The sequence below is a fragment of the Pseudomonas sp. GD03842 genome, from assembly GCF_029841165.1.
Lineage (GTDB): Bacteria > Pseudomonadota > Gammaproteobacteria > Pseudomonadales > Pseudomonadaceae > Aquipseudomonas.
Genome location: NZ_JAOCEA010000006.1, coordinates 119,692 through 141,751 on the forward strand (window position 1 = coordinate 119,692; position 22,060 = coordinate 141,751).

Annotated in this window: 21 protein-coding genes; 18 read left to right on the forward strand and 3 right to left on the reverse strand. The window is 60.8% G+C overall.

Translation table 11 applies throughout. The features are described 5' to 3' along the window. Position 1 precedes the first annotated feature (1 nt). The 10 genes from iolB to N5D61_RS10640 all read left to right on the forward strand — a co-directional run bounded on the left by iolB (position 2) and on the right by N5D61_RS10640 (position 12,477). Positions 2–811 (forward strand): 5-deoxy-glucuronate isomerase, encoded by an 810-nt coding sequence (gene iolB / locus N5D61_RS10595; protein WP_279892541.1) that lies wholly within the window; start codon positions 2–4, stop codon positions 809–811. A gap of 75 nt (positions 812–886) precedes the next feature. Continuing rightward, a complete protein-coding gene (gene iolD, locus N5D61_RS10600) occupies positions 887–2,818 on the forward strand; it encodes a 3D-(3,5/4)-trihydroxycyclohexane-1,2-dione acylhydrolase (decyclizing) (RefSeq protein WP_279892544.1) in 1,932 nt (643 codons plus the stop codon). 68 nt (positions 2,819–2,886) lie between these two features. After that, positions 2,887–3,906: a Gfo/Idh/MocA family oxidoreductase gene (locus N5D61_RS10605; protein WP_279892546.1), complete on the forward strand. Its 1,020-nt coding sequence runs from the start codon at positions 2,887–2,889 to the stop codon at positions 3,904–3,906. A 230-nt stretch (positions 3,907–4,136) separates the two neighbouring features. Next, positions 4,137–4,376, forward strand: a complete 240-nt coding sequence (locus tag N5D61_RS10610) for a hypothetical protein (RefSeq protein ID WP_279892548.1) — start codon at positions 4,137–4,139, stop codon at positions 4,374–4,376. Between the two features lie 58 nt (positions 4,377–4,434). Continuing rightward, the gene (locus N5D61_RS10615; RefSeq protein ID WP_279892550.1) at positions 4,435–5,364 is read left to right on the forward strand and encodes a sugar ABC transporter substrate-binding protein; all 930 of its coding nucleotides are present in this window, start codon (positions 4,435–4,437) and stop codon (positions 5,362–5,364) included. 77 nt (positions 5,365–5,441) lie between these two features. Next, positions 5,442–7,010, forward strand: a complete 1,569-nt coding sequence (locus N5D61_RS10620) for a sugar ABC transporter ATP-binding protein (RefSeq protein WP_108238253.1) — start codon at positions 5,442–5,444, stop codon at positions 7,008–7,010. Between the two features lie 47 nt (positions 7,011–7,057). Continuing rightward, a complete protein-coding gene (locus N5D61_RS10625; RefSeq protein WP_108238308.1) occupies positions 7,058–8,080 on the forward strand; it encodes an ABC transporter permease in 1,023 nt (340 codons plus the stop codon). A 378-nt stretch (positions 8,081–8,458) separates the two neighbouring features. Beyond that, a complete protein-coding gene (locus N5D61_RS10630) occupies positions 8,459–8,863 on the forward strand; it encodes a TraR/DksA C4-type zinc finger protein (RefSeq protein WP_279892553.1) in 405 nt (134 codons plus the stop codon). Positions 8,864–9,079: 216 nt separating this feature from the next. Continuing rightward, entirely contained in the window at positions 9,080–10,690 is a 1,611-nt protein-coding gene (locus N5D61_RS10635) for a methyl-accepting chemotaxis protein (protein WP_256600561.1), read from the forward strand. 320 nt (positions 10,691–11,010) lie between these two features. Beyond that, entirely contained in the window at positions 11,011–12,477 is a 1,467-nt protein-coding gene (locus N5D61_RS10640; protein WP_108238256.1) for a DUF2235 domain-containing protein, read from the forward strand. Between the two features lie 39 nt (positions 12,478–12,516). Here the strand turns inward: N5D61_RS10640 and N5D61_RS10645 are convergent, their stop codons facing one another. Continuing rightward, a complete protein-coding gene (locus N5D61_RS10645) occupies positions 12,517–12,756 on the reverse strand; it encodes a DUF2789 domain-containing protein (protein ID WP_108238257.1) in 240 nt (79 codons plus the stop codon). Between the two features lie 324 nt (positions 12,757–13,080). On the opposite strand from N5D61_RS10645, the gene N5D61_RS10650 reads away from it, so the two are divergent. The 3 genes from N5D61_RS10650 (at position 13,081) to N5D61_RS10660 (ending at position 15,483) form a co-directional block, all read left to right on the forward strand. Continuing rightward, entirely contained in the window at positions 13,081–13,548 is a 468-nt protein-coding gene (locus N5D61_RS10650) for a hypothetical protein (protein WP_108238258.1), read from the forward strand. A 264-nt stretch (positions 13,549–13,812) separates the two neighbouring features. Continuing rightward, positions 13,813–14,607: a transporter substrate-binding domain-containing protein gene (locus N5D61_RS10655; RefSeq protein WP_279892556.1), complete on the forward strand. Its 795-nt coding sequence runs from the start codon at positions 13,813–13,815 to the stop codon at positions 14,605–14,607. Positions 14,608–14,667: 60 nt separating this feature from the next. Then, a complete protein-coding gene (locus N5D61_RS10660) occupies positions 14,668–15,483 on the forward strand; it encodes a transporter substrate-binding domain-containing protein (protein WP_108238260.1) in 816 nt (271 codons plus the stop codon). A gap of 76 nt (positions 15,484–15,559) precedes the next feature. Here N5D61_RS10660 and N5D61_RS10665 read toward each other — a convergent pair whose 3' ends face one another. After that, on the reverse strand, positions 15,560–16,588 hold the full coding sequence (locus N5D61_RS10665) for an AraC family transcriptional regulator (protein WP_279892557.1): 1,029 nt from the start codon (positions 16,586–16,588) through the stop codon (positions 15,560–15,562). A gap of 145 nt (positions 16,589–16,733) precedes the next feature. On the opposite strand from N5D61_RS10665, the gene N5D61_RS10670 reads away from it, so the two are divergent. The 4 genes from N5D61_RS10670 (at position 16,734) to N5D61_RS10685 (ending at position 20,182) form a co-directional block, all read left to right on the forward strand. Then, positions 16,734–17,672: a 3-keto-5-aminohexanoate cleavage protein gene (locus tag N5D61_RS10670; RefSeq protein ID WP_108238262.1), complete on the forward strand. Its 939-nt coding sequence runs from the start codon at positions 16,734–16,736 to the stop codon at positions 17,670–17,672. Between the two features lie 37 nt (positions 17,673–17,709). Continuing rightward, positions 17,710–19,050, forward strand: a complete 1,341-nt coding sequence (locus N5D61_RS10675) for an MFS transporter (protein ID WP_108238263.1) — start codon at positions 17,710–17,712, stop codon at positions 19,048–19,050. Beyond that, positions 19,047–19,838 carry an SDR family oxidoreductase gene (locus N5D61_RS10680; protein ID WP_279892560.1) on the forward strand — a complete coding sequence of 264 codons (792 nt, stop codon included), beginning with the start codon at positions 19,047–19,049 and terminating at the stop codon, positions 19,836–19,838. Before N5D61_RS10675 ends, N5D61_RS10680 begins: the two co-directional genes overlap by 4 nt. A gap of 221 nt (positions 19,839–20,059) precedes the next feature. Further along, positions 20,060–20,182: a hypothetical protein gene (locus N5D61_RS10685; RefSeq protein ID WP_108238309.1), complete on the forward strand. Its 123-nt coding sequence runs from the start codon at positions 20,060–20,062 to the stop codon at positions 20,180–20,182. A gap of 56 nt (positions 20,183–20,238) precedes the next feature. Here N5D61_RS10685 and N5D61_RS10690 read toward each other — a convergent pair whose 3' ends face one another. Beyond that, a complete protein-coding gene (locus N5D61_RS10690) occupies positions 20,239–20,949 on the reverse strand; it encodes an SDR family oxidoreductase (protein ID WP_279892561.1) in 711 nt (236 codons plus the stop codon). A 79-nt stretch (positions 20,950–21,028) separates the two neighbouring features. On the opposite strand from N5D61_RS10690, the gene N5D61_RS10695 reads away from it, so the two are divergent. Beyond that, a complete protein-coding gene (locus tag N5D61_RS10695; RefSeq protein ID WP_108238266.1) occupies positions 21,029–21,913 on the forward strand; it encodes a LysR family transcriptional regulator in 885 nt (294 codons plus the stop codon). The last annotated feature ends 147 nt before the right edge of the window (positions 21,914–22,060 follow it).

The following is a 22,060-nucleotide window of genomic DNA, read 5'->3' on the forward strand; positions in this document are numbered from 1 at the left end:
CATGAACCTTCTGGTTAAAAGCAAGGCCGACGGCCGCGACGTGGTGGCGTTGGGCGAGGGTGTTTTGCAGTACGTGGGTTTCTCGGCGTATCGCCTGAGCGTCGGCGAGCGCCTCCCTGTCAGCGCCGGCGACAAGGAACTGTGCCTGGTGTTGCTAAGCGGTCGCATCAGTGTCAGCGGCGAAGCGGCGGGGCAGGGCGCATTCCATTGGGAAAACCTCGGTGACCGGCAATCGGTGTTCGAAGACAAGTCGCCCTATGCCGTCTATCTGCCTCCCGGCAGTCAGGGCCAGGTCACTGCCTTGAGCGCGGTGCAGCTTGCGGTGTGCGCGGCGCCGGGCGACGCATCGAAGGCCCTGCCTGCGCGGCTGATCAAACCCGACAGCATGAAGCGCAGCGTGCGCGGCAAGGCGGCGAACACCCGTTATGTCTGCGACATCCTGCCGGATTCCGAGCCCGCCCATTCGCTGCTGGTGGTGGAAGTGCGCACGCCCTCCGGGCATTCTTCCAGCTACCCGCCCCATAAGCACGACAAGGACGACTTGCCGCACGAGAGCGCGCTGGAAGAAACCTATTACCACCAGATCAATCCCCCGCAGGGCTTCGTCTTTCAGCGGGTCTACACCGACGACCGCAGCATCGATCAGGCCATGGCGGTGGAAAACCACGACGTGGTGACCGTGCCCAAGGGGTATCACCCGGTCACAGTGCCTTATGGCTACGAATCCTATTATTTGAACGTCATGGCCGGGCCCAAGCGCGCCTGGCAATTTCACAATGATCCGCAGCACGCGTGGTTATTGGATCTCTAGGCCAGGCTCATTGCCGAAAGTCGCGCTGTCAGGACTCGGAACGCGTCATCGCTTCAATAACAACAAGGTGCAAGCATGACCACCACACGATTGACCATGGCCCAGGCCTTGGTGAAGTTTCTCGACAACCAGTACGTCGAAGTCGACGGCGTGCAGAGCAAGTTCGTCGCCGGGGTGTTCACGATCTTCGGTCACGGCAACGTGCTGGGGCTGGGCCAGGCGCTTGAGCAGGATCGTGGCGAGCTGACTGTCCATCAAGGCCGTAACGAGCAGGGCATGTGCCACGCCGCCATGGGCTTCGCCAAGCAGCACCTGCGGCGCAAGATCTACGCCTGCACCTCCTCGGTAGGGCCGGGAGCCGCGAACATGATCACCGCGGCGGCCACGGCCACTGCCAACCGGATCCCGCTGTTGCTGCTGCCCGGGGATGTCTACGCCAGCCGCCAGCCGGACCCCGTGCTGCAACAGATCGAGCAATTCCATGACCTGAGCATCAGCACCAACGATGCCTTCAAGGCTGTGAGCAAATACTGGGACCGGATCAATCGCCCCGAGCAACTGATGAGTGCGGCGCTCAATGCCATGCGCGTGCTCACCGACCCTGCCGAGACCGGCGCCGTCACTCTGGCCTTGCCGCAAGATGTACAAGGCGAGGCCTACGACTACCCCGACACGTTCCTGCACAAACGGGTCCACCGCATCGACCGTCGTCCGCCCACCCAAGCGATGCTCGAAGATGCCTTGATGCTGATCAAAGGCAAGCGCCGCCCCTTGTTGATCTGTGGTGGTGGCGTGCGCTACTCAGGCGCAGCGGCTGAACTGCAGGCACTGGCCGAGCGTTTCGAGATCCCCTTCAGTGAAACCCAGGCGGGCAAGAGTGCCATCGTCTCGGCCCACCCGCTGAACATGGGCGGCATCGGCGAGACCGGCTCGCTGGCGGCCAACACGCTGGCACAGGAGGCGGACCTGATCATCGGCGTCGGCACCCGGTACAGCGATTTCACCACCGGATCGAAATCGCTGTTTCAGCACCCGCAGGTGCAGTTCCTCAACCTCAACGTCGGCGGATTCGACGTGCAGAAATTGGATGGCGTGCAGGTGCTGGCCGATGCGCGACTTGCGTTGCAGGCGCTGACGCAGGGGCTTGGCGACTACCGCACACAGTGGGGCGATGTGCCACGCCAGGCGCGTGTGGCGCTGGACGCGGAAGTGGACCGGCTGCACGCCGTCGAGTACCGGCCACAGCATTTCGAGCCTGAAGTGGCGGGGCATCTTGACCCACAGGTGCTGCGCGATTTCATCGAAACCACGGGGTCATGCCTGACCCAAAGTCAGGTACTGGGGCTGCTCAATCGGCAGTTGCCGAATGACGCGGTGATCGTCGCCGCTGCGGGCAGCCTGCCGGGCGACTTGCAGCGGGCCTGGCGCAGTACCAGCGTCGACAGCTACCACGTCGAATACGGCTACTCATGCATGGGGTACGAGGTAAACGCGGCGCTGGGTGTCAAAATGGCCGCGCCCGATCGTGAGGTCTATGCATTGGTGGGGGACGGTTCCTATCTGATGCTGCACTCGGAGCTGGCCACCTCGATTCAGGAACGGCGCAAGGTCAACGTGATCTTGCTGGATAACATGGCCTTTGGCTGCATCAACAACCTGCAGATGGGCAACGGCATGGGCAGCTTTGGCACCGAGTTTCGCTTTCGCAACCCCGACAGCGGGGCGCTGGATGGCGATTTCGTACTGGTGGATTTCGCCATGAGCGCCGCCGCCTACGGCTGCAAGACCTACACCGTGAAGACGATTGAGGCGCTTGAAGCGGCTCTGGCCGATGCGCGCAGGCAAACCGTCTCGACATTGATTGACATCAAGGTGCTGCCGAAAACCATGATCCATGGCTATCTGTCATGGTGGCGCGTGGGCGTGGCTGAAGTCTCCACCCGCGGGAAAACGGCCGAGGCGTATCAGCGTCAAATGACAATGCTGGCCAAGGCCAGGAAATATTGAAACGCCTGTAACGCCTGCGCAGCCGCCTTGGGGGCGGCTGCGAGACGTTCGGCCAAGGAGGATCGCGTATGAAAATCGGACTGATCGGTTACGGCAAGGGCGGGCGTTTCTTCCATGCCCCGCTGCTGGCCAGTCTGCCTGGCGCCACGTTTGCGGGTGTGGTGACCGCATCTGCCGAGCGTCGTCAGCAACTGAGCCAGGATTACCCCAATGTGCCCGCTTTCGACTCCTTGGCCGACATGGTGGCCGCTGGCATCGATGCCGTGGTGATTTCCACGCCATTGGCCTCCCGTTGCGCCCTGATCCTTGAGGCGATCGAGCTTGGCGTTGCGGTGGTCAGCGACAAACCGTTCGCCCCGAGCGCCTCGGACGCCCAGGCCTTGGTGGACGCGGCTGAGCGTCGAGGTGTGTTGCTCAGCGTCTATCAGAACCGTCGCTGGGATTCGGATTTCCTCACCGTGCGCAAGTTGATCGATCAAGGGGTGCTCGGCGATATCGTCCGGTTCGAATCCCGTGTGGAGCGGTACTCGCCCGCGTCCGTGGGCAAGCTAAGCGGTGGCGGAATCCTCCGTGACCTGGGCAGTCATTTGGTGGATCAGACAGTGTTGCTGTTCGGCCCGGTGCAGCGCGTGTATGCCGAACTGGCCTTCGCTACGCCCAACCAGGAAGTCGACCACGGCTTTTTCATGGCGTTGCACCACGCCAACGGGGTGACCTCCCACTTGTGGGGCCACTGTCTGCAGAATGCGCAGGGACCTCGATTCCGGGTCAATGGTACCAAGGGCTGCTATACCGTTGAGGGCCTCGATGGGCAGGAGGCTCAAGTGCTGGCGGGGCGCTCGCCCGCGTCCGAAGGCGAACGCTGGGGTGTGGAAGAGCACAGGCGCTGGGGCTGGTTCGAGCAGGGCGAGCACCGCGAACGCGTGCCATCCGAACGCGGTTGCTGGCCGATGTTCTATCGCCAGTTTCAGGATGCCGTGATGAAAGACGGGAACAATCCCGTTGCACCCAGGGAAGCGGTGGCCACCGCTATCGTGCTGGATGCCGCGCGAACCAGCGCGCTGGAAGGGCGCGTAGTCGTGCTGTAAGCCTTGAGCACCCAGCCCTGTCGCCCGCTCCGACGCTCGAAAAAAAGAAAACGGCGCGGGCAGAAATGAAATGGAAATAAATTCTAAAGCTTGTTGAATTGGAAATTATTTTCCAATAGAGTCGGTTTCAGGTTGCCGATACTCGACGTCCGGACCTGATGTCGGAGCTTCACTGACACCCGGCCTGGCGAACGAAACAAAACAAGAAAGCCAAAAGACAGGTACCGTCGATGAATATTTTCCACTCTGCCGCCAAGGCCTGCCGGGTCGCCTTCCGAGCTCTGCTCGCCGCCTCTTCTCATGCCCTGTCTCGACTGACGCTTGACCGCTGCCTTGACCTGGCCGCCCGCACGCTGTGCGTTCAGAGCGGTGGGGTGATGGTCTGCGGTGCGTCCAGCGCTTCGGTGGCCCATTTCGCTTCGCCTTGTTTTTCCAACCCCCGTTTTTCCCGTCCGCCCAACAGCCGCTGAACATTCGCCGTCGTTAGCCAATTCACTACAACAACAAGAATCTGGAGAAAGACCGCTCATGAACACCAAAGCCCGTTTGACCGCTCTGGCCCTTGCGTTGATGCTCGGCAGCGGCGCCACCCTGGCCGCCGACGTGAAAATCGGTGTGTCCATGTCGCAGTTTGACGACACCTACCTGACCTATATGCGCGAAGACATGAGCAAGAAGGCCAAGGCCATGGGCGACGTCGATCTGCAATATGTGGATGCGCGCAACGATGTGAATAAACAGCTCGACCAGATTCAGGAATTGATCGGCAAGAAAGTCGATGCGCTGATCGTCAATCCCGTCGACACCGCGGCGACGGCCCGCATCACCAAGGCCGCGACGGCGGCGGGCATTCCGCTGGTCTATGTCAACCGTCGTCCGGACGATCCTCAACTGCCGCAAGGCGTGGCTTCGGTGACATCCGATGACAAGGAAGCCGGTCGGATGCAGATGCAATACATCGCCGACAAATTGGGCGGCAAAGGCACGGTGGTGATCCTGCTGGGCGAGTTGGCGAACAACTCGACCCGCGACCGCACCGAAGGCGTCAAGGAAGTCCTGAAAAAATACCCGGACATCAAAATCGCCGAAGAACAGGAGGGTGCCTGGGGACGGCAGAAGGGTATGGACATCACCAACAACTGGCTGACCCAGGGCCGTGACTTCGGTGCAGTCCTTTCCAACAATGACGAAATGGCCATCGGCGCGTCCATGGCGTTGAAGCAAGCGGGCAAAAAGCCGGGCGAGGTGCTGGTTGCGGGCGTCGACGGTACGCCGGACGGCCTGGCCGCCGTCAAGAAGGGCGACCTGACGGTGTCGGTGTTTCAGGACGCCAAGGGCCAGGGTGAAGGGTCCATCGATGCGGCGGTGAAAATGGTGAAAAAGGAAGCGCTGCCGCAGCAGGCCATCGTCATTCCTTTCAGGCTGATCACCCCGGATAACGTCAGTACCTTCAAGTAAGCCCGACCTCTCGATCACCGACAGGGCGCAGGGCATGCAGCGCACGCTGCTGCCCGGTGCCCCAGGAGTCTGCGACCATGTTCGCTTCCGCTACTGCTGCGACTGCCACTGGCCCTGCTGCGAATTCCGAACACGCTGTGGGCAACGTCGAGTACCCCTATCTGCTGGAAATCACCCACATCAGCAAAGCCTTCCCCGGCGTGGTGGCGTTGGACGACGTGCAATTGCGCGTGCGGCCAGGCAGCGTGCTGGCCCTCATGGGTGAGAACGGCGCGGGCAAATCCACGCTGATGAAAATCATCGCCGGCATCTACGCGCCCGACGCGGGCGAGATTCGTCTGCGGGGCAAGCCGGTCGTCTTCGAAAGCCCGCTGTCGGCGCTGCAATCGGGCATTGCGATGATTCATCAGGAACTGAACCTGATGCCGCACATGACCATCGCTGAAAATATCTGGATCGGCCGGGAACAGCTCAACGGGCTGCACATGGTCGACCACCGTGCGATGCACCGGTGTACACAGTCGCTGCTGGATCGCCTGCGTATCGACCTCGATCCACAGGAACAGGTCGGCAACCTGAGCATTGCCGAACGGCAGATGGTCGAGATCGCCAAGGCGGTGTCTTACGATTCCGATGTGCTGATCATGGATGAGCCCACTTCGGCCATTACCGAAAAGGAAGTGGCCCACTTGTTTTCGATCATCGCCGACCTTCGCGCGCAGGGTAAGGGCATCATCTACATCACGCACAAGATGAACGAAGTGTTCGCCATCGCCGATGAAGTGGCGGTGTTTCGTGATGGCGCCTACATCGGCCTGCAGCGCGCTGACAGCATGGACGGCGACAGTCTGATTTCGATGATGGTCGGTCGCGAGTTGACGCAATTGTTTCCCGAAAGGACCTCGCCAGTGGGCGAACGCATGCTGTCGGTGCGCAACCTCGGGTTGGAGGGGGTGTTCGAAGGCGTTTCGTTCGACCTGCACGCTGGCGAAGTGCTGGGCATCGCCGGGTTGATGGGGGCAGGGCGGACCAACGTGGCGGAAACCCTGTTTGGCATCACCCCTTGCACCGAGGGCGACATTCTTCTCGATGGCGTGCCGATCAAAGTGGTCGATCCGCATTTTGCTATCGAAAAAGGCTTTGCGCTGCTGACCGAGGACCGCAAGCTCAGTGGGCTGTTTCCCTGCCTGTCCGTGCTGGAGAACATGGAGATGGCCGTGCTTCCCCATTACGCCGGCAATGGCTTCGTGCACCAGAAGGCGCTGCGAGCGTTGTGCGAAGACATGTGCAAGAAGCTGCGGGTCAAGACACCTTCACTGGAGCAATGTATCGACACCTTGTCCGGTGGTAACCAGCAAAAGGCCCTGCTTGCGCGCTGGCTGATGACCCACCCCCGGGTGTTGATCCTCGATGAGCCGACACGAGGCATCGACGTCGGCGCCAAGGCCGAGATTTACCGGTTGATTTCACTGCTCGCCAGCGAAGGCATGGCGGTGATCATGATTTCGTCGGAATTGCCCGAAGTGCTGGGTATGAGCGATCGGGTGATGGTCATGCATGAAGGTCAGATGATGGGGACTCTCGACCGTGCTGAGGCGACGCAGGAGCGTGTGATGCACCTGGCGTCGGGCAACTCGATTCATTAAAGGCCGATGGCCGGGCATTGGGCGAAGAACAAGAGGCACGTATGAAGATGAATGCGATTCTGGACAATAAGCCCGCAGTGGCCCCGAGCCGCCGCAAACGCCGCATGCCGACGGAATTGAGCATCTTCCTGGTGCTGATCGGCATTGGCCTGATCTTCGAAGTCTTCGGCTGGGCCGTGCGCGACCAGAGCTTTCTGCTCAACTCCCAACGGCTGGTCTTGATGATCCTGCAAGTCTCCATCATCGGGCTGATCGCCATTGGTGTGACTCAGGTGATCATCACCACGGGCATCGACTTGTCATCGGGCTCGGTACTGGCATTGACGGCCATGATCGCCGCCAGCCTGGCGCAGTCATCCGATTACACGCGCGCCGTTTTTCCCTCCTTGACCGACCTGCCGGTCTGGGTACCGGTCATCGCAGGGCTGGGCGTCGGCCTGCTGGCGGGGGCGATCAATGGCAGCATCATTGCCATCACGGGCATTCCGCCGTTCATTGCCACCCTGGGCATGATGGTTTCCGCTCGCGGGCTGGCGCGTTTTTACACCGGCGGTCAGCCGGTAAGCATGCTTAACGACGCCTACACTGCGATCGGTCAGGGGGCGATGCCGGTCATCATCTTTTTGGTGGTGGCGGTCATCTTCCATATCGCGCTGCGCTACACCAAGTACGGCAAATACACCTACGCCATCGGCGGTAACATGCAGGCCGCGCGAACCTCGGGCATCAACGTCAAGCGTCATCTGATCATCGTCTACAGCATCGCCGGGCTGCTGGCCGGCCTGGCGGGTGTGGTGGCCTCGGCGCGGGCCGCGACCGGTCAGGCCGGCATGGGCGTGTCCTACGAACTGGACGCCATCGCGGCAGCAGTGATCGGTGGGACCAGCCTGGCCGGGGGGGTGGGCCGCATCACGGGTACGGTGATCGGCGCGCTCATCCTGGGTGTGATGGCCAGCGGCTTCACGTTCGTGGGCGTCGATGCCTACGTGCAGGACATCATCAAGGGCCTGATCATCGTCGTTGCGGTGGTGATCGACCAGTACCGCAACAAGCGCAAGCTCAAGCGCTGATCCGAATGTCGTGCGAAAAGGGCCTGCTATCAGGCCCTTTCGGTTTGTTGAAGGGTTGAACCGAACGCCGGGCCCTCGGTCTGAAAGCCTCCATGATTGCAGTCCGATGCCATGCTGCAGCTTCCGATCAGAAGATCGGGCGCGTCGAGATGAGCCGAAACAGGGATTTGGCCCAATGCCACCGGGATTTGGGGGCTTGTTGAGCGAATCCTGTTCAATTATGTTGCCGAGTACGGCACCCGGCCTTAGACTGCCGCCCCTCGTAAATTGAGTGCCAGATGGCGCCTGGAGACGCCGGCGCTGGCGAGCTCGTATTTACAACCGGGCCAAGGCGCTCCCTTGATTCGCCTTAATGCACGTTTTTTTATAGAGAAATCAATGACCAAGGAAAAGTTGCTGGCGATGCCGGCCGATGACTACATGAACGCCGAGCAGCACGCCTTTTTCCGGGCCCTGCTGCAGTCCATGAAGGTGGAAACCCACGAGCGCATCGAGCAGAGCCGTATCGCAATCGAAAGCCTGGACACGCCGGCGGACCCGGCCGACGCTGCCTCTGTAGAAGAAGAGCGTCACTGGCTGGTGAATGCGATCGAGCGCGACCAGCGTCTGTTGCCGCAGTTGGAGATGGCGCTGGCCCGCATTGCAGACGACACATTCGGGTGGTGCGACGACAGCGGTGAGCCTATCGGCCTGAAGCGTCTGCTGATCAGCCCGACCACCAAGTACTGCATTGAAGCCCAGGAACGTCACGAACAGATCGACCGCCACCAGCGTCAGGCCTGATTCGTCGAAAGGTTTCGAAAGCCCGGCTGCCGTGAATCGGCAGTCGGGCTTTTTGTCGCCCGAGCTTTGCCGGGGATTTCCTGTTCCCCATCCAAAATCCGACCGACTACCACCAACGGCTCATGGCGCATGGCCGCCATCTGACGTTTAATGCTTTCAAAATAATGATAAGCAGGGTGGGGCACGGATATGGCGATCAATGGCAGTCACACAGGGATGCTTTCTTCGCAGGCGCAACCGACACGCGCTCAATCCCCTAACGCTTCTCCTGGCTGGCAGGTGCCTGTCCTGCAAAGTCTCGCGCTGGCTGTGCTGTTCGCGGCGATGATCTGGGCCGCAGTTTCAGCCTATGTCGGGTTGCCGCTGGCACTGCTGATTCTCTGGCTGCCCCGCGTGCTCCTCCGCCCTGCCGCGTCATTGCCGGTGGTCACCTCGGACGATGCCCTCGGCCGGCTGACGCGCGATTTGTCCCGCAGCACCAGCCACAATGCGCTGTCAGCAGCAGCGGTGGCGTTTTCCGTGAAGCAGTTGGCGGCACGGCTGCAGTCTCAGGTCAGCGCCGCGGAGCAGATCGTCAGCAGCGCTGACGTCATGATCACCACCGAACGCGCGACCTCGTCGTTGAGTCAGCAAGCGCTCGGGGCGGCCAGCGAGGTCCGTCACAGCAGCGATTCGGGGCTGACGGTGCTCAACGAATCCATTGCCTTGATGCACCAGCTCAGCGAACGCGCGGACAACAGCCGTCAACTGATCGAAGCCCTCAGCCAGCGCAGCGAAGACATTCAGCGGGTGACGGCGGTCATTCAGTCCATTGCCAGCCAGACCAACCTGTTGGCGCTCAACGCCGCCATCGAAGCCGCCCGGGCTGGCGAACATGGGCGCGGTTTTGCCGTCGTGGCCGATGAGGTGCGCGGGCTGGCCGGGCGCACGGCAACGGCCACCGGCGAAGTCGGGGAAATGGTGGCCGACATTCAGCAACGCACCGCGCAAGTGGTCGAGCAGATTCGTCAGCTTTCCGCTGACCTTGGCAGCGGCGTCGAGCAGGTCGAGATGACCGGGCGGCAATTGGCAGGCATTGCGCAACTGGCAGCCGGGGTAGAGGGGCAAGTCAGCGAGATCGCGACCGGGGCCGAGAATAACCAGGCACAATTGAGCAGTCTGTTCGTCGCGGTCGAACAGATGCGCGGCGACTTGGCCATCAGCGATGACCAGACCCGCCACCTGGCGCAATCGGCGGTGCAGATGGAAGGGCAGGCGGAAACCATCAGCGAGCGCCTGGCGCAAGTGGGGCTGGACGATTATCACCAGCGGATATACGACTTGGCGCGAGAAGGGGCCGCCCAGATCGCCCGGCAGTTCGAGCAGGACATCGACCAGCGTCGTGTCAGCCTGGAGGATTTGTTCGACCGCAGTTATCAGCCGATCCCCAATACCTCGCCCACCCGGTATCAGACCCGCTTCGATCGATACACCGATCAGGTACTGCCCGCCCTTCAAGAACCGTTGCTCAAGCGTCATGAAGGCCTGGTGTTCGCCATCGCCTGCACACCTCAAGGTTACGTGCCAACCCACAATCAGGCCTTCAACCAGCCCCTGACCGGCGATGTCAGTGTCGATACGGTGCGCAACCGCAGCAAGCGCAAGTTCGACGACCGCACCGGCATTCGCTGTGGCAGCCATCAACAACCGGTGCTGTTGCAGACCTACACCCGCGACACCGGCGAGCTGATGCACGATCTGTCCGTGCCTATCATGGTCAAAGGCCGACACTGGGGCGGCTTGCGGCTGGGGTACAAACCGGAGAACAAGAACGAGCCGGCCGCCTGAACCGTTTGCCAAATGTGACGAAGAGCAGCGGAGGTCGCTGTTCTTTCGTTATTTCGAGTTACGAATAATGGAGCGAAACAATATTTAATTATTGTGGTTGTGCCTGTTTTTCGTTTAGTTGCGTGGGCCGTTTGGTGCTCTTTCAAGCGCACACTGTAGGATTTAGTTGTCGCGCTTGCTTAACGGTCTGATATTTAAGTAGGGCTTTTCTGAAAGCTTTCTTACTGTATTGACGGAGTCTCTAGGACTCGCATTCTGTGGGTTATATGACCAGATATTAACCATCTGGCTTTTAATCGTTACTCACAGGTGATTGAGTTATGACAGCTTTGCATTCAGGTACTGGGCCCAGCGGCTCCACCGGAGCCCTGGATGTCACTGTACGTATCGGCGTGTTCTTTGACGGCACGGGCAACAACCGCATCAACAGCCAGATTGGCGCCGACTGTCAGGCCATGGCTGAAATCTACAACGGTGCGCATATCAAAGAGTGCGGGGGACGGCATTCCGACCCCGGCAGCAGCTACAGCAACGACCTGACCAACATCGCCCGACTGGCTGATCTGTACCGCGACCAGCCCGTCGCGCGTAACGACGGAAAAGGGCTCAGAGCCTATCGATCGGTGTACGTCAGTGGCATTGGCACGTCTTCCGGCGGCCGCGACTCCCGGGTGTCGGGCTTGGGGTTCGGGCGCGGAAATACGGGGGTGCTCGCAAAAGTGTCCCGCAGCATCAAAAAGATCGACGAGGCGCTGCAGGCTTTTTCCGCCAGCAATCCGCATTGCGTGATTGCCGCACTCGAGCTGGATCTGTTCGGCTTTAGTCGTGGCGCCGCAGCGGCGCGCCATCTGGCCAATGAAGTGCTCAAACAATCGCGTGGGGAAGTGGACCTGCTGCTGCGGTCCGGGAGGCTGGCATTGGCGCCAGGCTTTTCCTGGGGAGCCAATTGCATCCAACTGAAGGTGATCGGCTTGTTCGACACCGTGGCGGCCGTGGGCGGGCTGTCGGATCTGGGGAACGTAAGGGACGGGGTGAATGCCCGCGTCAACCTGTTTCTGCCTCCAGGGTGCGCGCAGCAGGTGATTCATCTGGTGGCGGGGGATGAGCATCGTCGCAACTTCGCCTTGAACCACATCACGCCCGGTTGGTCGCGTGAAATCGTGCTCCCGGGCAGCCATTCCGATATTGGCGGTGGGTATCAGCCGCAAAGTGTGGAGAGGGTGTCCTTGACGCGCCCTCGGCGCAGCCTGGTCAGTGCCAGTACGCCCTACGATGCCACTGACGCCTGGCTACAGACTCACGACGAGTTAGGCAGGCTCGACGCGCACCGATGGATCGACCCGCTGGACAGTACAGCTTCCGTGGGCATCGAATGTTTCGAGCGCATGGTTCACCGCGGTCATGGCATGAAGACTGTGGTGGCGAGTGTCAAGCTCGAGCGTCGCGTGTTCGGGCATTTGTCTCGGGTGTATCTGCGCGTGATGCACGCATTGGCCTGTGATGAAGGCGTTCCCTTCCTGCCCGTTCCCGACACCGCCGACTTGAGTCTGCCGCCAGAGTTGAAGGGCATCGCCGAAAAGTTAATGGCGTATGCGCGCGGAGAGGGCGATCCGCTCAGCCCGAAGGACACGCAAATGTTGTATTGGCGTTATATTCACTGCTCCGCTCATTGGAATGCGTCCATTGGACGACGTGGTGCGTTGGTGGACAGCCTGTTCGTTCATGCGCCGGCGCTGAATGGCCGTCAAGGCTTCCTGAACCTGAGCCAGCCAGGCTACCCACGATAAAGGCGAGGCGACATGTTCATGTCGCCCCGCGCTGTGGTATCACCTGTTTTCGTTGCTATGCAAACGGACATTGAGTTCATCCACTGCCAAAGCCCAGTCGGCGTCTTCAATCAGTTCCTCTTTCAAGAAACGCGCTTGCTGTGGCGTCCAGAAGTCGGCATCCACCAGCTTGACGTTCTCGGGCAGTGGGTGTGCGCCGATGAATGCATCGATACTGGCTTCATCCGACGCCAGTCCCAGTTGGTCGAAGAGGTTTTCGAGAGTAAGGGTGGTTTCCATGGCAGCTCCGGTTGATGGGGTCGTTGGTCAGCATTACGTTGCATGTGAGTGCATTCACCGAACGAGAGTTCGAGGTAATTGCGTGAACGTTTCAGCCGTTGCACAAACGGGCGATGCCCGATTGCACACAGCTTCGGACCGGCGTTCGTGTACAGAAAATGCGACATTACGGACGAAAGGCCTGTATCCCGTATAGACTCTCAGCCGGTAGAATCCCGGGTCACGCCAGCGCCCGTCCGCAGGGGGCGCACCGTTTTCGTTCTTGTCTACATCCTTGCCTGGCCAGTTGCCGGGCGAGTTCATATCTGGTTGGGAGTTGGTACATTGGCCGTCAGTAATCTGGAAACCCATGCGTTATTCGTGCTTGGAGATTTGCGCGCGCAGTTGGTGAAGCAGTTCCAGGCACGTTTCGTTTATGTCATTGAGCAGTCTCCCGAAGGGATCTACATGTCGGAAATCGACACCGAAACCGCCATGGTGGTCGATGACAAGCCCCGTCTGGAACTCAAGGTCGGCGACCATTTTCGCGCAGCCGTGCTGCCGAGCCGTGAAGGCGGCAAGTTCGAAATCCGCTTTCGTGAAATCAAGATGACCATCTATGGCTTGGGCGAATACGCGTTCGTCGATGTGCCGGAAGGTCATGGCATCGTCTTCAAGGAATCCAATACGGTGTTCATGGTGTTCGCGGCCCATGAGCAGATTCAGTTGGGCTTGAGCAAGGTACTCAAGGCTGCCACCGCCAAGGCGGCGAAATGGCGCAAGGGCGAACTGGTTTTCAAGGCCAGCGAGTGATCCCCCTTGGCACGCGGAGTGGGCAGTAGCAGTGCTTTCGTCTGGTTCTGCTTCGCCTGAGGGCGTTCGACCGGGGCCGAGCCAAGGCGATGATCAACATGCACGCCGCTGTGCCTTCCGGTGCATTCGATGGAACCTGGGCGTTTCCGGATTTCTAACCTGTGATGAAGCGCAACTTGGCCTCTTCGGCGCTGGACAGGCTGAGCAAGGTACTTGCGCTGTGAGCACCCAATGACCTCTCGACGTCGTGATGAGACCTGGTCCATGCCCCGGCTGAAGTGCGTAAAAGGTTTGTTTTTCCTGTTGGGACTGAGCGTCCTGGGAGCCACGCTCGCCGCGGATTCATCGACGGCACCCCTTCGGGTCGTCACCGAAAACCTTGCGCCGTACAACATGCTGGAGCATGGCAAGGTCACCGGGTTGAGCACCGAGATCGTGCAAGCGGTCATGGACACCGTGGGGACTTCCCCTCGCATCGAAGTCCTGCCTTGGGCTCGCGCTTACGACCTCGCTCTGCATGCCGATAACGTGCTGATCTACTCCATCGCCCGAACCCCGCAGCGCGAGCATTTGTTCAAGTGGGTCGGTGCGATAGCCCCCACTTCATGGTTCCTGTTCAGCCTGGCCGAACGACCGATCGTGCTCGGCTCGCTGGAGGAGGCCAAGCGTTATCAGATTGCGACCGTCAACCAGGATGTTGGCGAGCAGTATCTGCTGGCCCATGGCTTTGAACTGGGCAAGCAGTTGCAGTCGAGCAGCATGTACGAGCACAACTACCACAAGCTCAAAGTGGACCATGTCGAATTGTGGATTTCCAATGAGCTGAATGTCATCAGCTTGATGCGCAAGAATGGCGACGATCCCCGCACCATGGTGCGCTCGCTCGCGTTACCGGATCTGTCCAATCCCGAAGGGCTCTACATGGCGTTCAGTCTCGGCACGCCTGATGCAGTGGTTGAGCGCTACAGGCGGGCGTTGGAGCAGGTTCGGGCCAACGGCACGTATGACGCGGTGGTGAAGAAGTGGCTCGATGGCGGAGCGGGATCGATCACCGATTGAGCCACCGCGCAACAGGTACGGGCGGAGCGCCCGGATACGAGTTTTCCTCGGAGGTTCGCTATGGTCAGGCGTGGTCTGTGCAGCGTGGGTTCCCTGGCGATCCTGTTACTGTTCCCCGGCGTCGCGTCCAGTCAATCGGGGTGCGATCACCTGACGGCCACCGGCAATGCCGAGTACCCTCCCTACTTGTGGCGCGACCCTGATCGCCCCGAGCGACTCATCGGTGCCAATGCCGACCTGATCCAGCAACTGGGCACCCGGCTCGGCCTGCAGATCGACGTGGTTTACGTTGGGCCTTGGTCGCGGGCGCAGGAGGAGGTCAAGGCAGGGCGGGTTGACATGCTTGCCGGCTACTTCCTGACAAAGGAGCGCGAACGGACGCTCGACTTCATCGATCCTCCCTTTCTCTTCACCCCGAGCATGGTTTGGGTGAGGAAGGACGGTGCGTTCGCCTACCATCAATGGGCCGATCTGATCGGCCACAGCGGCGGCACGTTGGTGAACAATAGCTACGGTCAGGCCTTCGACGACTACGCCAGCGAACATCTGTCGCTCGAGGCTGTGCCTACCGCCAGTCAGGCTTTCCAGAAACTCATGCTCAAGCGCAATGACTTCGTGATCTTCGAACAGTACCCCGGTATCGCGTTGGCGAAGACGCTCGGAATCGACAGCCTGGTCAAGGCGTTGGAACCACCGGTCAGCAGCGAGGGGCTTTACTTGGCGCTTTCACCCGCTTCGCGCTGCCTGCCCCGCAGCCTGCGCGACCGCATCAGCGATGAGATGAGCAAGATCGTCGCCAGCCCCTTGCCGCAGGCCCTCGTGGATTCGAATCTCGCGCGATGGAGTGCGCAACAACAGGCCGGGCTGAACCCCTGAGCAGCGGCGGTGAGGTTGGTTTCCAGACAGACTTCCATGCGGGACAGCCTCTGCGGCCGTGACCGCCGCGGGCGGGTCAGGTCTGCCGATAGGCTTTGGTCGTCTGTCCCGTCCATCGCTTGAAGGCTCTTCGGAAGTTGGTCGGTTCGGTAAAGCCGAGCAGCAACGCGATGTCATCGGTGCTCATCATGGTGGTCTTCAAGTACTCGGTCGCCAGCGAGCAGCGCACGTCGTCGACGATCGCCGCGAAGGACGTCTGCTCATCGAGCAGCTTTCGGCGCAGGCTGCGGGTGGTCATGTGCAGTGCTTCGGCCACGTCCTCCATGCTGGGGAAAGACCCCGGTGTCTGCATCATCATCTGATACACCTCACCCGAAATGCCGGTGGACACCTTGGCTTGGCCAATCAGGCGTTCACAAGTCTCCTGCAGCACGGCGGCGGTGAGGGGATGCGCGAGATGGGGCTTCTGATCGAGGATGGAGCTGTCGTAACGCAACTCGCAGCGATCATGATCGAAAACGCATGGGCAACCGAGGTATTCCGAGTACAGGTGGGCATGAGCCGGAGCAGGGTAGGCAAAGCAGGCTTGGGTCGGGGGGCAACTCTGGCCGAACACATCCTGCAGGTGGGTGACGTGCTGGGTGAATTGCTGTTCGATCCAAAACTGTTTGATGGCTTTCGAAGGGCTGGGCGTGGACGCGTCGGGAAACGTCCACACCGCCTCGTGTTCGTACTCCTGCCATTCGATGGTCAGGGTGGGGGTGGCCAGTGCGTGATACTTGACGCCTAACCGGAAATAATCCCGCAGTGACAGGCATGACATCAGCGCATAGCCGTACATGCCATAGGCCGACAGGTGAAGACGCGCGCCGGTCTTGAAGGGGGTGGCCGGGTCCCGCGAGAGCGACACGGCATTGCCGCACACGACGGCGTACTGGCGTACCGAAGTGAGCACCGAGGCATCGGCGATCTGATGTTCTTCCAGCCCGCTACCTTGCAGGCTGGCGCTGGGGGCAATGCCCTGTTCGCTCAAGACCTCCACCAACGCCGCAATCTTGTAGGGCGCGTAAATGCGCTCATTGAACAGCGGCAGTTTTCGCGTCATCGACCGGACTCCTTCGAATGTCCCTTCGGGATTCATTGCTGTCCGGTAATGATCTTACTGTGATCCCGAAAACTCAATAAGCTGGGCTCATCGCCCGCCGGCGCCAAGCCGGTTGGGCCTCTACCATAAGAACAAGGTCGTCCCCATGAGCCAGCCCAGCCGCAAGGTCATCATTTCCTGTGCCGTCACCGGTGCGACGCACACGCCGTCCATGTCCGAGTACCTTCCGCTCACCCCCGCACAAATCGAAGAACAATCCATCGAAGCGGCCCAGGCCGGTGCCGCGATCTTGCACCTGCATGCGCGCGATCCCGTTGACGGCCGACCGACGCCGGATCCGGAAGTGTTCGGCCAGTTTGTCCCAGGCATCGCCCGTGCGACGGATGCGATCATCAACATCACCACCGGCGGCAGCACCCGAATGACGCTGGCCGAGCGGCTGGCGTTTCCGCGCGTTGCCAGGCCCGAACTCTGTTCGCTGAACATGGGCTCCATGAACTTCTCGATCCATCCGATGGCCGGAAAGATCACGTCCTGGACCCATGCGTGGGAACGGGAACACGTCGAAGGGATGGAGGATGTGGTGTTCAAGAACACCTTCAAGGACATCAAGCAGATCATGCAAGGACTGGGTGAACACGGCACCCGATTCGAGTTCGAGTGCTATGACGTGGGGCACCTCTACAACCTGGCGCACTTCGTGGCCCAAGGCCTGATGAAGCCGCCGCTGTTCATCCAGTGCTGCTTTGGCATTCTCGGCGGCTTGGGGGCAGATCCGGAGAACCTGTTGCTCATGCGAACGACCGCCGATCGGTTGTTCGGCCGGGAGAATTACGTCTTTTCCGTCCTGGGCGCCGGGCGGCATCAGCTCCCCTTTGTCACGATGAGCGCCATCATGGGCGGTAATGTACGGGTCGGCCTGGAAGACAGCATTTATCTGGCCAAGGGCGTCAAGGCAAAAACCAATGCGGAGCAAGTCCGTAAGGTGCGCCACATTCTGGAAGCACTGTCCTTCGAGATCGCAACTCCGGACGAGGCCCGGCAAATGCTCGGCCTCAAGGGCGGCCACGCCACCCATCGGTAAGCTCAGCTCCATCACGCCAACAACAAGAGGTTTGACCATGACGGCTTCTCTGCCTGCCGCACAGACCCATGCCCTCGCGACCCGTCGGGCGATGGTCCGGCTGATCCCCCTGATGTGTGCGATTTATTTCATGTCCTACCTGGACAGAACCAACGTCGCGCTGGCCAAAGCCGCGCTGGATGCCGATCTGGGGATCAGTGCCGCGGCCTTCGGGCTGGGGGCGGGGATCTTCTTCATCGGTTACGCCTTGCTTGAAGTGCCAAGCAATCTGCTAGCCCACCGAATCGGGCCGCGGCGCTGGATCGCCCGAATCGCGGTGACGTGGGGGGCGTTGTCATCGGCGATGATGTGGGTTCAGGGTGAGGCGTCGTTTTACGTGCTGCGTGTGCTTCTGGGTATCGCCGAAGCGGGCCTGTTTCCGGCATTGATGTACATGGTGACGCTGTGGTTCGCACCCAAGGACCGGGGCATCGTCATCGGCTGGATCTACCTTGCGCCCGCCCTGGCGCTGGTCATCGGCAATCCCATCGGCGGTGCGTTGATGCGCATGGATGGTATCGGCGGCCTGCATGGCTGGCAGTGGATGTTCCTGCTGGAAGGGCTGCCGAGTATCGCGGTCGGTGTGCTGCTCTGGTTCAAATTGCCCGAACGGCCAAGCGATGCGCGCTGGCTGACGGCAGCACAGGCCGAGTCGTTGCAGGCGCATGCCTTGCTCCCTGGGCACGCCGCGCCCCATCAATATGCCGGGCATTGGGTCAGTGCGCTGACCCGGCCCACCACGGTGCTGATCGGTCTGATTTACTTTTTGAACCAGGTGGCATTCGTCGGGCTTGTGTTCTTCACCCCCTCCATCATTCAACAGATGCACATCACCTCGCCGCTGACGGTCGGCTTGCTGTCCAGCAGTGTCGGCTTCGGTTTTCTGGCCGGGGTGTTGAGCCTGCCCAGAATCCACCGCAAGCTTGACCGGGACGCTGACTGCCTGGCGCTGTTCACGCTCGGCCTGATCGCAAGTGCGGTGGCCTTTACGCTGATCGGCGATGCGGCCTTGCGCATCGCACTCTTCACTGCGACGTCGTTTTTCGCGGGGGGCGTGCTGCCCATCTACTGGGCCATTGCGATGAAGCGGCTCCAGGGTATCGAAGCGGCAGCGGGGCTGGCCTTCATCAACACGCTCGGGCTGCTCGGCGGCTTTGTGGGGCCTTTTCTGTTCGGCCTTGCGGAAAAAGCATCGGGGCTCAGTTCTTCCGGTTTCATGGTCATCGTCGCCGCTGCCGTGCTCGGGCTGGGGCTGGTGCCGCTGTTGAACAGGGCGATGACTGCAGAAGGGCGCCGGTCGCCGACCGACGCGGTCATTGAAGGAGGGGAAGCATCGTGAAGATTATCGATTTACTCAAGCCCGTTGCACAGTTGAAGGTCGTGATCACCGGCGGCGCAGCCGGGATCGGTGCGGTGATTGCCCAGGCGTTTCATGAGGTCCAGGCGCGGGTCTACATCTGCGACATCGATGCCCAGGCCGTCGAGCGCATGAAGCTCGAATTTCCGGGTATGCAGGGGGGTGTGGCGGACGTTGCCAGCACCGTGCAAGTGGACCGGATGATGGAGGAGGCCACTGCGCTGCTGGGGGGGCTGGACGTCTTGGTGAATAACGCAGGGATCGCCGGTCCCACGGGCAACATCGAAACGCTCGCACCGCACGAGTGGGAGGCCACGATCGCCACCAACCTCAACAGCCAGTATTACGTCCTGCGTAAGGCAATTCCCTTTCTCAGGCAGTCCACGCTCGACCCGCATATCATCGCGATGTCCTCCGTGGCGGGGCGTTTAGGGTATCCGTTCAGGACGCCGTACGCCTCGACCAAATGGGCGATCATCGGGTTGATGAAATCCCTTGCCAGCGAACTGGGCCCAGACAATATCCGCGTCAATGCCATCCTGCCCGGTGTGGTGGCCGGCGAGCGGATGAACCGGGTCATCGATGCCCGAGCGCAAACGCTGGGCATCGCCTTCGACGCCATGCGTGATCGGTACCTCGAGAAAATCTCACTGCGCCGGATGGTGACCATGGAAGAGGTGGCGGCCATGGCGCTGTTCCTGTCGTCCAGGGCAGCGGCGAACATCAGCGGCCAAGCCATCAGCGTCGACGGCAATGTCGAATACCTCTGAACCCGAGGGCCTGGCGTGAGCACAGGTCCTCGCGCCGTTGGGGCTTGGGACGTCAGATGAAGGTCGCCGATACCGAGAAAGATCACCGCTTTCATGAGAGCGTCCAGAATCGAACGTGCATGTCCTGAGCAATCTCCGGATAGGACGGACGGTGACGCGGATCTTTTCTGAACCGCCGGATGCCGAAGCTGCCCAACAGGTATCCAGAGGAGGGCCCGCAGATGGCTGAAGAAAAGAAAGAGACACCGAAACCCAACGAGGACGTTCCCGCCCATTCCACGGAAAAGGAAAAGGAACGCCTCAAGGACTTCAACAAAGACGGAATCCCACCGGGATCGAGCTGACGCGGGGTGGGTCACCTCGCCCGATTCCTGTTTCTGCGTGGTAAGACGCGCTGTTCCTAACGGCCGGCAATCAGACCGCCATCGACGTGCAGGATCTCGCCGGTCGAGAACGCAGCGTCTTCCAGGTACAGGACAGCCCGCACGATGTCTTCTACCTCTCCCAATGTCTTCATCGGGTGGAAGCCGGCCAGTTGCTCGATGACGGCCGGGTCATGCATCGGGGTGCGGATGATGCCCGGTGCCACAGCATTCACGCGGATACCGCGCGTGGCATATTCCATCGCCAGGCTCTTGGTGGCGGCGTTCATCCCTCCTTTCGTCAACATGGCGATGAAGGCGGGGGAGAGCGAACTGGCGAACTCCGCCGTCGAAGCGGTGATTTGCACCACATGGCCGCTGCCTTGAGCCAGCATCACCGGTATCACCGTCTGTGTGGCAAAGAAGAAGCCGTCGAGGTTGGTGTGCAACTTCAAGCGATAATCGGCTTCCGTGTAGTCGGTGAAGGCCTTCCCGATAAAGATGCCCGCGTTGTTCACCAGCGTATCGATCCGGCCGAACCGTTCGAGCGCTGCGGCGACCAGACGCTTGCCGGTGTCGGGATCTCCGATATCACCCGCCACGGTAATGAGGTGCGGATCTTCGGACGGCTGTATGGATCGGGACGTGGCGATCACGCCATAGCCTCTGGCGCGAAAGGCCTGGACGATGGCCTCGCCCATGCCTTGGGAGGCGCCGGTGACGATTGCGACTTTCTGAATCTCTGACATGGCTGCATTCCTTCATGCTCGGGGGATGAGCGGAAGATAAGGCGTTGTCGGTTGATCGAATATTCTCTATCTTCGCCCAATGACTGATCAAAAACGCACAGCCCTCGATTGGCAGGACGTCAGGGTGTTCCTGGCCTTGGCTCGCCAAGGCAGTCTGTCCGCTGCAGCCCGCATGTTGTCGGTCAACCACGCCACCGTGGCGCGTCGGTTGCGCGCGCTGGAAGACAGCCTTGGCGAGACACTCGTCGAGCGACGACCGGACGGCTACATTCTGACGGCAGCGGGCATGCAGGCGCTGGAAGCCGCCAGTGAAATGGAGCAGGCGGCTCAAGTGCTCAGTCGCGGCCTGCAGGCGGGGGCGCCGTCGGGCCTGGTCAGGATCAGTTCGTCGCCGGGTCTGTGCGGCGGTTTCCTCATTTCGCGACTTCCCGCGCTGGCAGCGCGTTATCCGCGTCTGGATATCGACCTTGCCCCGACGCTGAGATCCGTCAGTCTTGAACGGCATGAGGCCGACATCGCTCTCCGTTTTGACGTGCCTCAGGATGGCGATATCGTCGCGCGTCGCCTGGCAACGGTGGGCTACGGCTTCTACGGGACTCAAGCCGTGTGCGATGCGGTCGAGGCCGGGCGCGAGGTGGCGTTCATCGGCTTCAACGAGGCCGATGCTCATCTGTCTCAGGAAATCTGGATGACGCGCCATCACCCTCGCGCCCGCGTCGCCTTTCGCGCCAATGACCAGTACCTCCAATCCATTGCCGCGCGCTCGGGCATCGGGCTTGCGCTACTTCCTCACTACATCGGGCGAGTCGATCCGGCGCTGCAACCCTGCGATCTGGGCGCCGTCCCGCCGAGCAGGGAGGTCTTTCTTCTGACCCGAGGACGGGATCGAAAGCATGCCTCGATCCGGGCGGTTGCCGAGGAGGTGGCGCACATGTTCGATCAGGAGCGGGATGTGTTCCGCTGAAGCGCGTGCTGCACCTGGTGCACATCGCGCCCGACGCGATCTTTCCTCGTATTCCGTTAGGGAATCGTTGAGGTTTCTTATTTATCGCTTTTTCTCTTCCTGCGGAATGCCGACGATGGCGACTCCAATAAGCATAAAAAAGGAGGG

Excerpts from the sequence above, each read along its gene's own strand:
- N5D61_RS10620 (WP_108238253.1), top strand. The coding sequence starts at position 5,442 with ATGTTCGCTTCCGCTACTGCTGCGACTGCCACTGGCCCTGCTGCGAAT.
- N5D61_RS10675 (WP_108238263.1), top strand. The coding sequence starts at position 17,710 with ATGACGGCTTCTCTGCCTGCCGCACAGACCCATGCCCTCGCGACCCGT.
- iolB (WP_279892541.1), top strand. The coding sequence starts at position 2 with ATGAACCTTCTGGTTAAAAGCAAGGCCGACGGCCGCGACGTGGTGGCG.
- N5D61_RS10665 (WP_279892557.1), bottom strand. The coding sequence starts at position 16,588 with ATGACGCGAAAACTGCCGCTGTTCAATGAGCGCATTTACGCGCCCTAC.
- N5D61_RS10695 (WP_108238266.1), top strand. The coding sequence starts at position 21,029 with ATGACTGATCAAAAACGCACAGCCCTCGATTGGCAGGACGTCAGGGTG.
- N5D61_RS10635 (WP_256600561.1), top strand. The coding sequence starts at position 9,080 with ATGCTTTCTTCGCAGGCGCAACCGACACGCGCTCAATCCCCTAACGCT.
- N5D61_RS10630 (WP_279892553.1), top strand. The coding sequence starts at position 8,459 with ATGACCAAGGAAAAGTTGCTGGCGATGCCGGCCGATGACTACATGAAC.
- N5D61_RS10625 (WP_108238308.1), top strand. The coding sequence starts at position 7,058 with ATGAATGCGATTCTGGACAATAAGCCCGCAGTGGCCCCGAGCCGCCGC.
- N5D61_RS10655 (WP_279892556.1), top strand. The coding sequence starts at position 13,813 with ATGCCCCGGCTGAAGTGCGTAAAAGGTTTGTTTTTCCTGTTGGGACTG.
- N5D61_RS10610 (WP_279892548.1), top strand. The coding sequence starts at position 4,137 with ATGAATATTTTCCACTCTGCCGCCAAGGCCTGCCGGGTCGCCTTCCGA.
- N5D61_RS10615 (WP_279892550.1), top strand. The coding sequence starts at position 4,435 with ATGAACACCAAAGCCCGTTTGACCGCTCTGGCCCTTGCGTTGATGCTC.
- N5D61_RS10605 (WP_279892546.1), top strand. The coding sequence starts at position 2,887 with ATGAAAATCGGACTGATCGGTTACGGCAAGGGCGGGCGTTTCTTCCAT.
- iolD (WP_279892544.1), top strand. The coding sequence starts at position 887 with ATGACCACCACACGATTGACCATGGCCCAGGCCTTGGTGAAGTTTCTC.
- N5D61_RS10640 (WP_108238256.1), top strand. The coding sequence starts at position 11,011 with ATGACAGCTTTGCATTCAGGTACTGGGCCCAGCGGCTCCACCGGAGCC.
- N5D61_RS10645 (WP_108238257.1), bottom strand. The coding sequence starts at position 12,756 with ATGGAAACCACCCTTACTCTCGAAAACCTCTTCGACCAACTGGGACTG.
- N5D61_RS10685 (WP_108238309.1), top strand. The coding sequence starts at position 20,060 with ATGGCTGAAGAAAAGAAAGAGACACCGAAACCCAACGAGGACGTTCCC.
- N5D61_RS10660 (WP_108238260.1), top strand. The coding sequence starts at position 14,668 with ATGGTCAGGCGTGGTCTGTGCAGCGTGGGTTCCCTGGCGATCCTGTTA.
- N5D61_RS10670 (WP_108238262.1), top strand. The coding sequence starts at position 16,734 with ATGAGCCAGCCCAGCCGCAAGGTCATCATTTCCTGTGCCGTCACCGGT.
- N5D61_RS10690 (WP_279892561.1), bottom strand. The coding sequence starts at position 20,949 with ATGTCAGAGATTCAGAAAGTCGCAATCGTCACCGGCGCCTCCCAAGGC.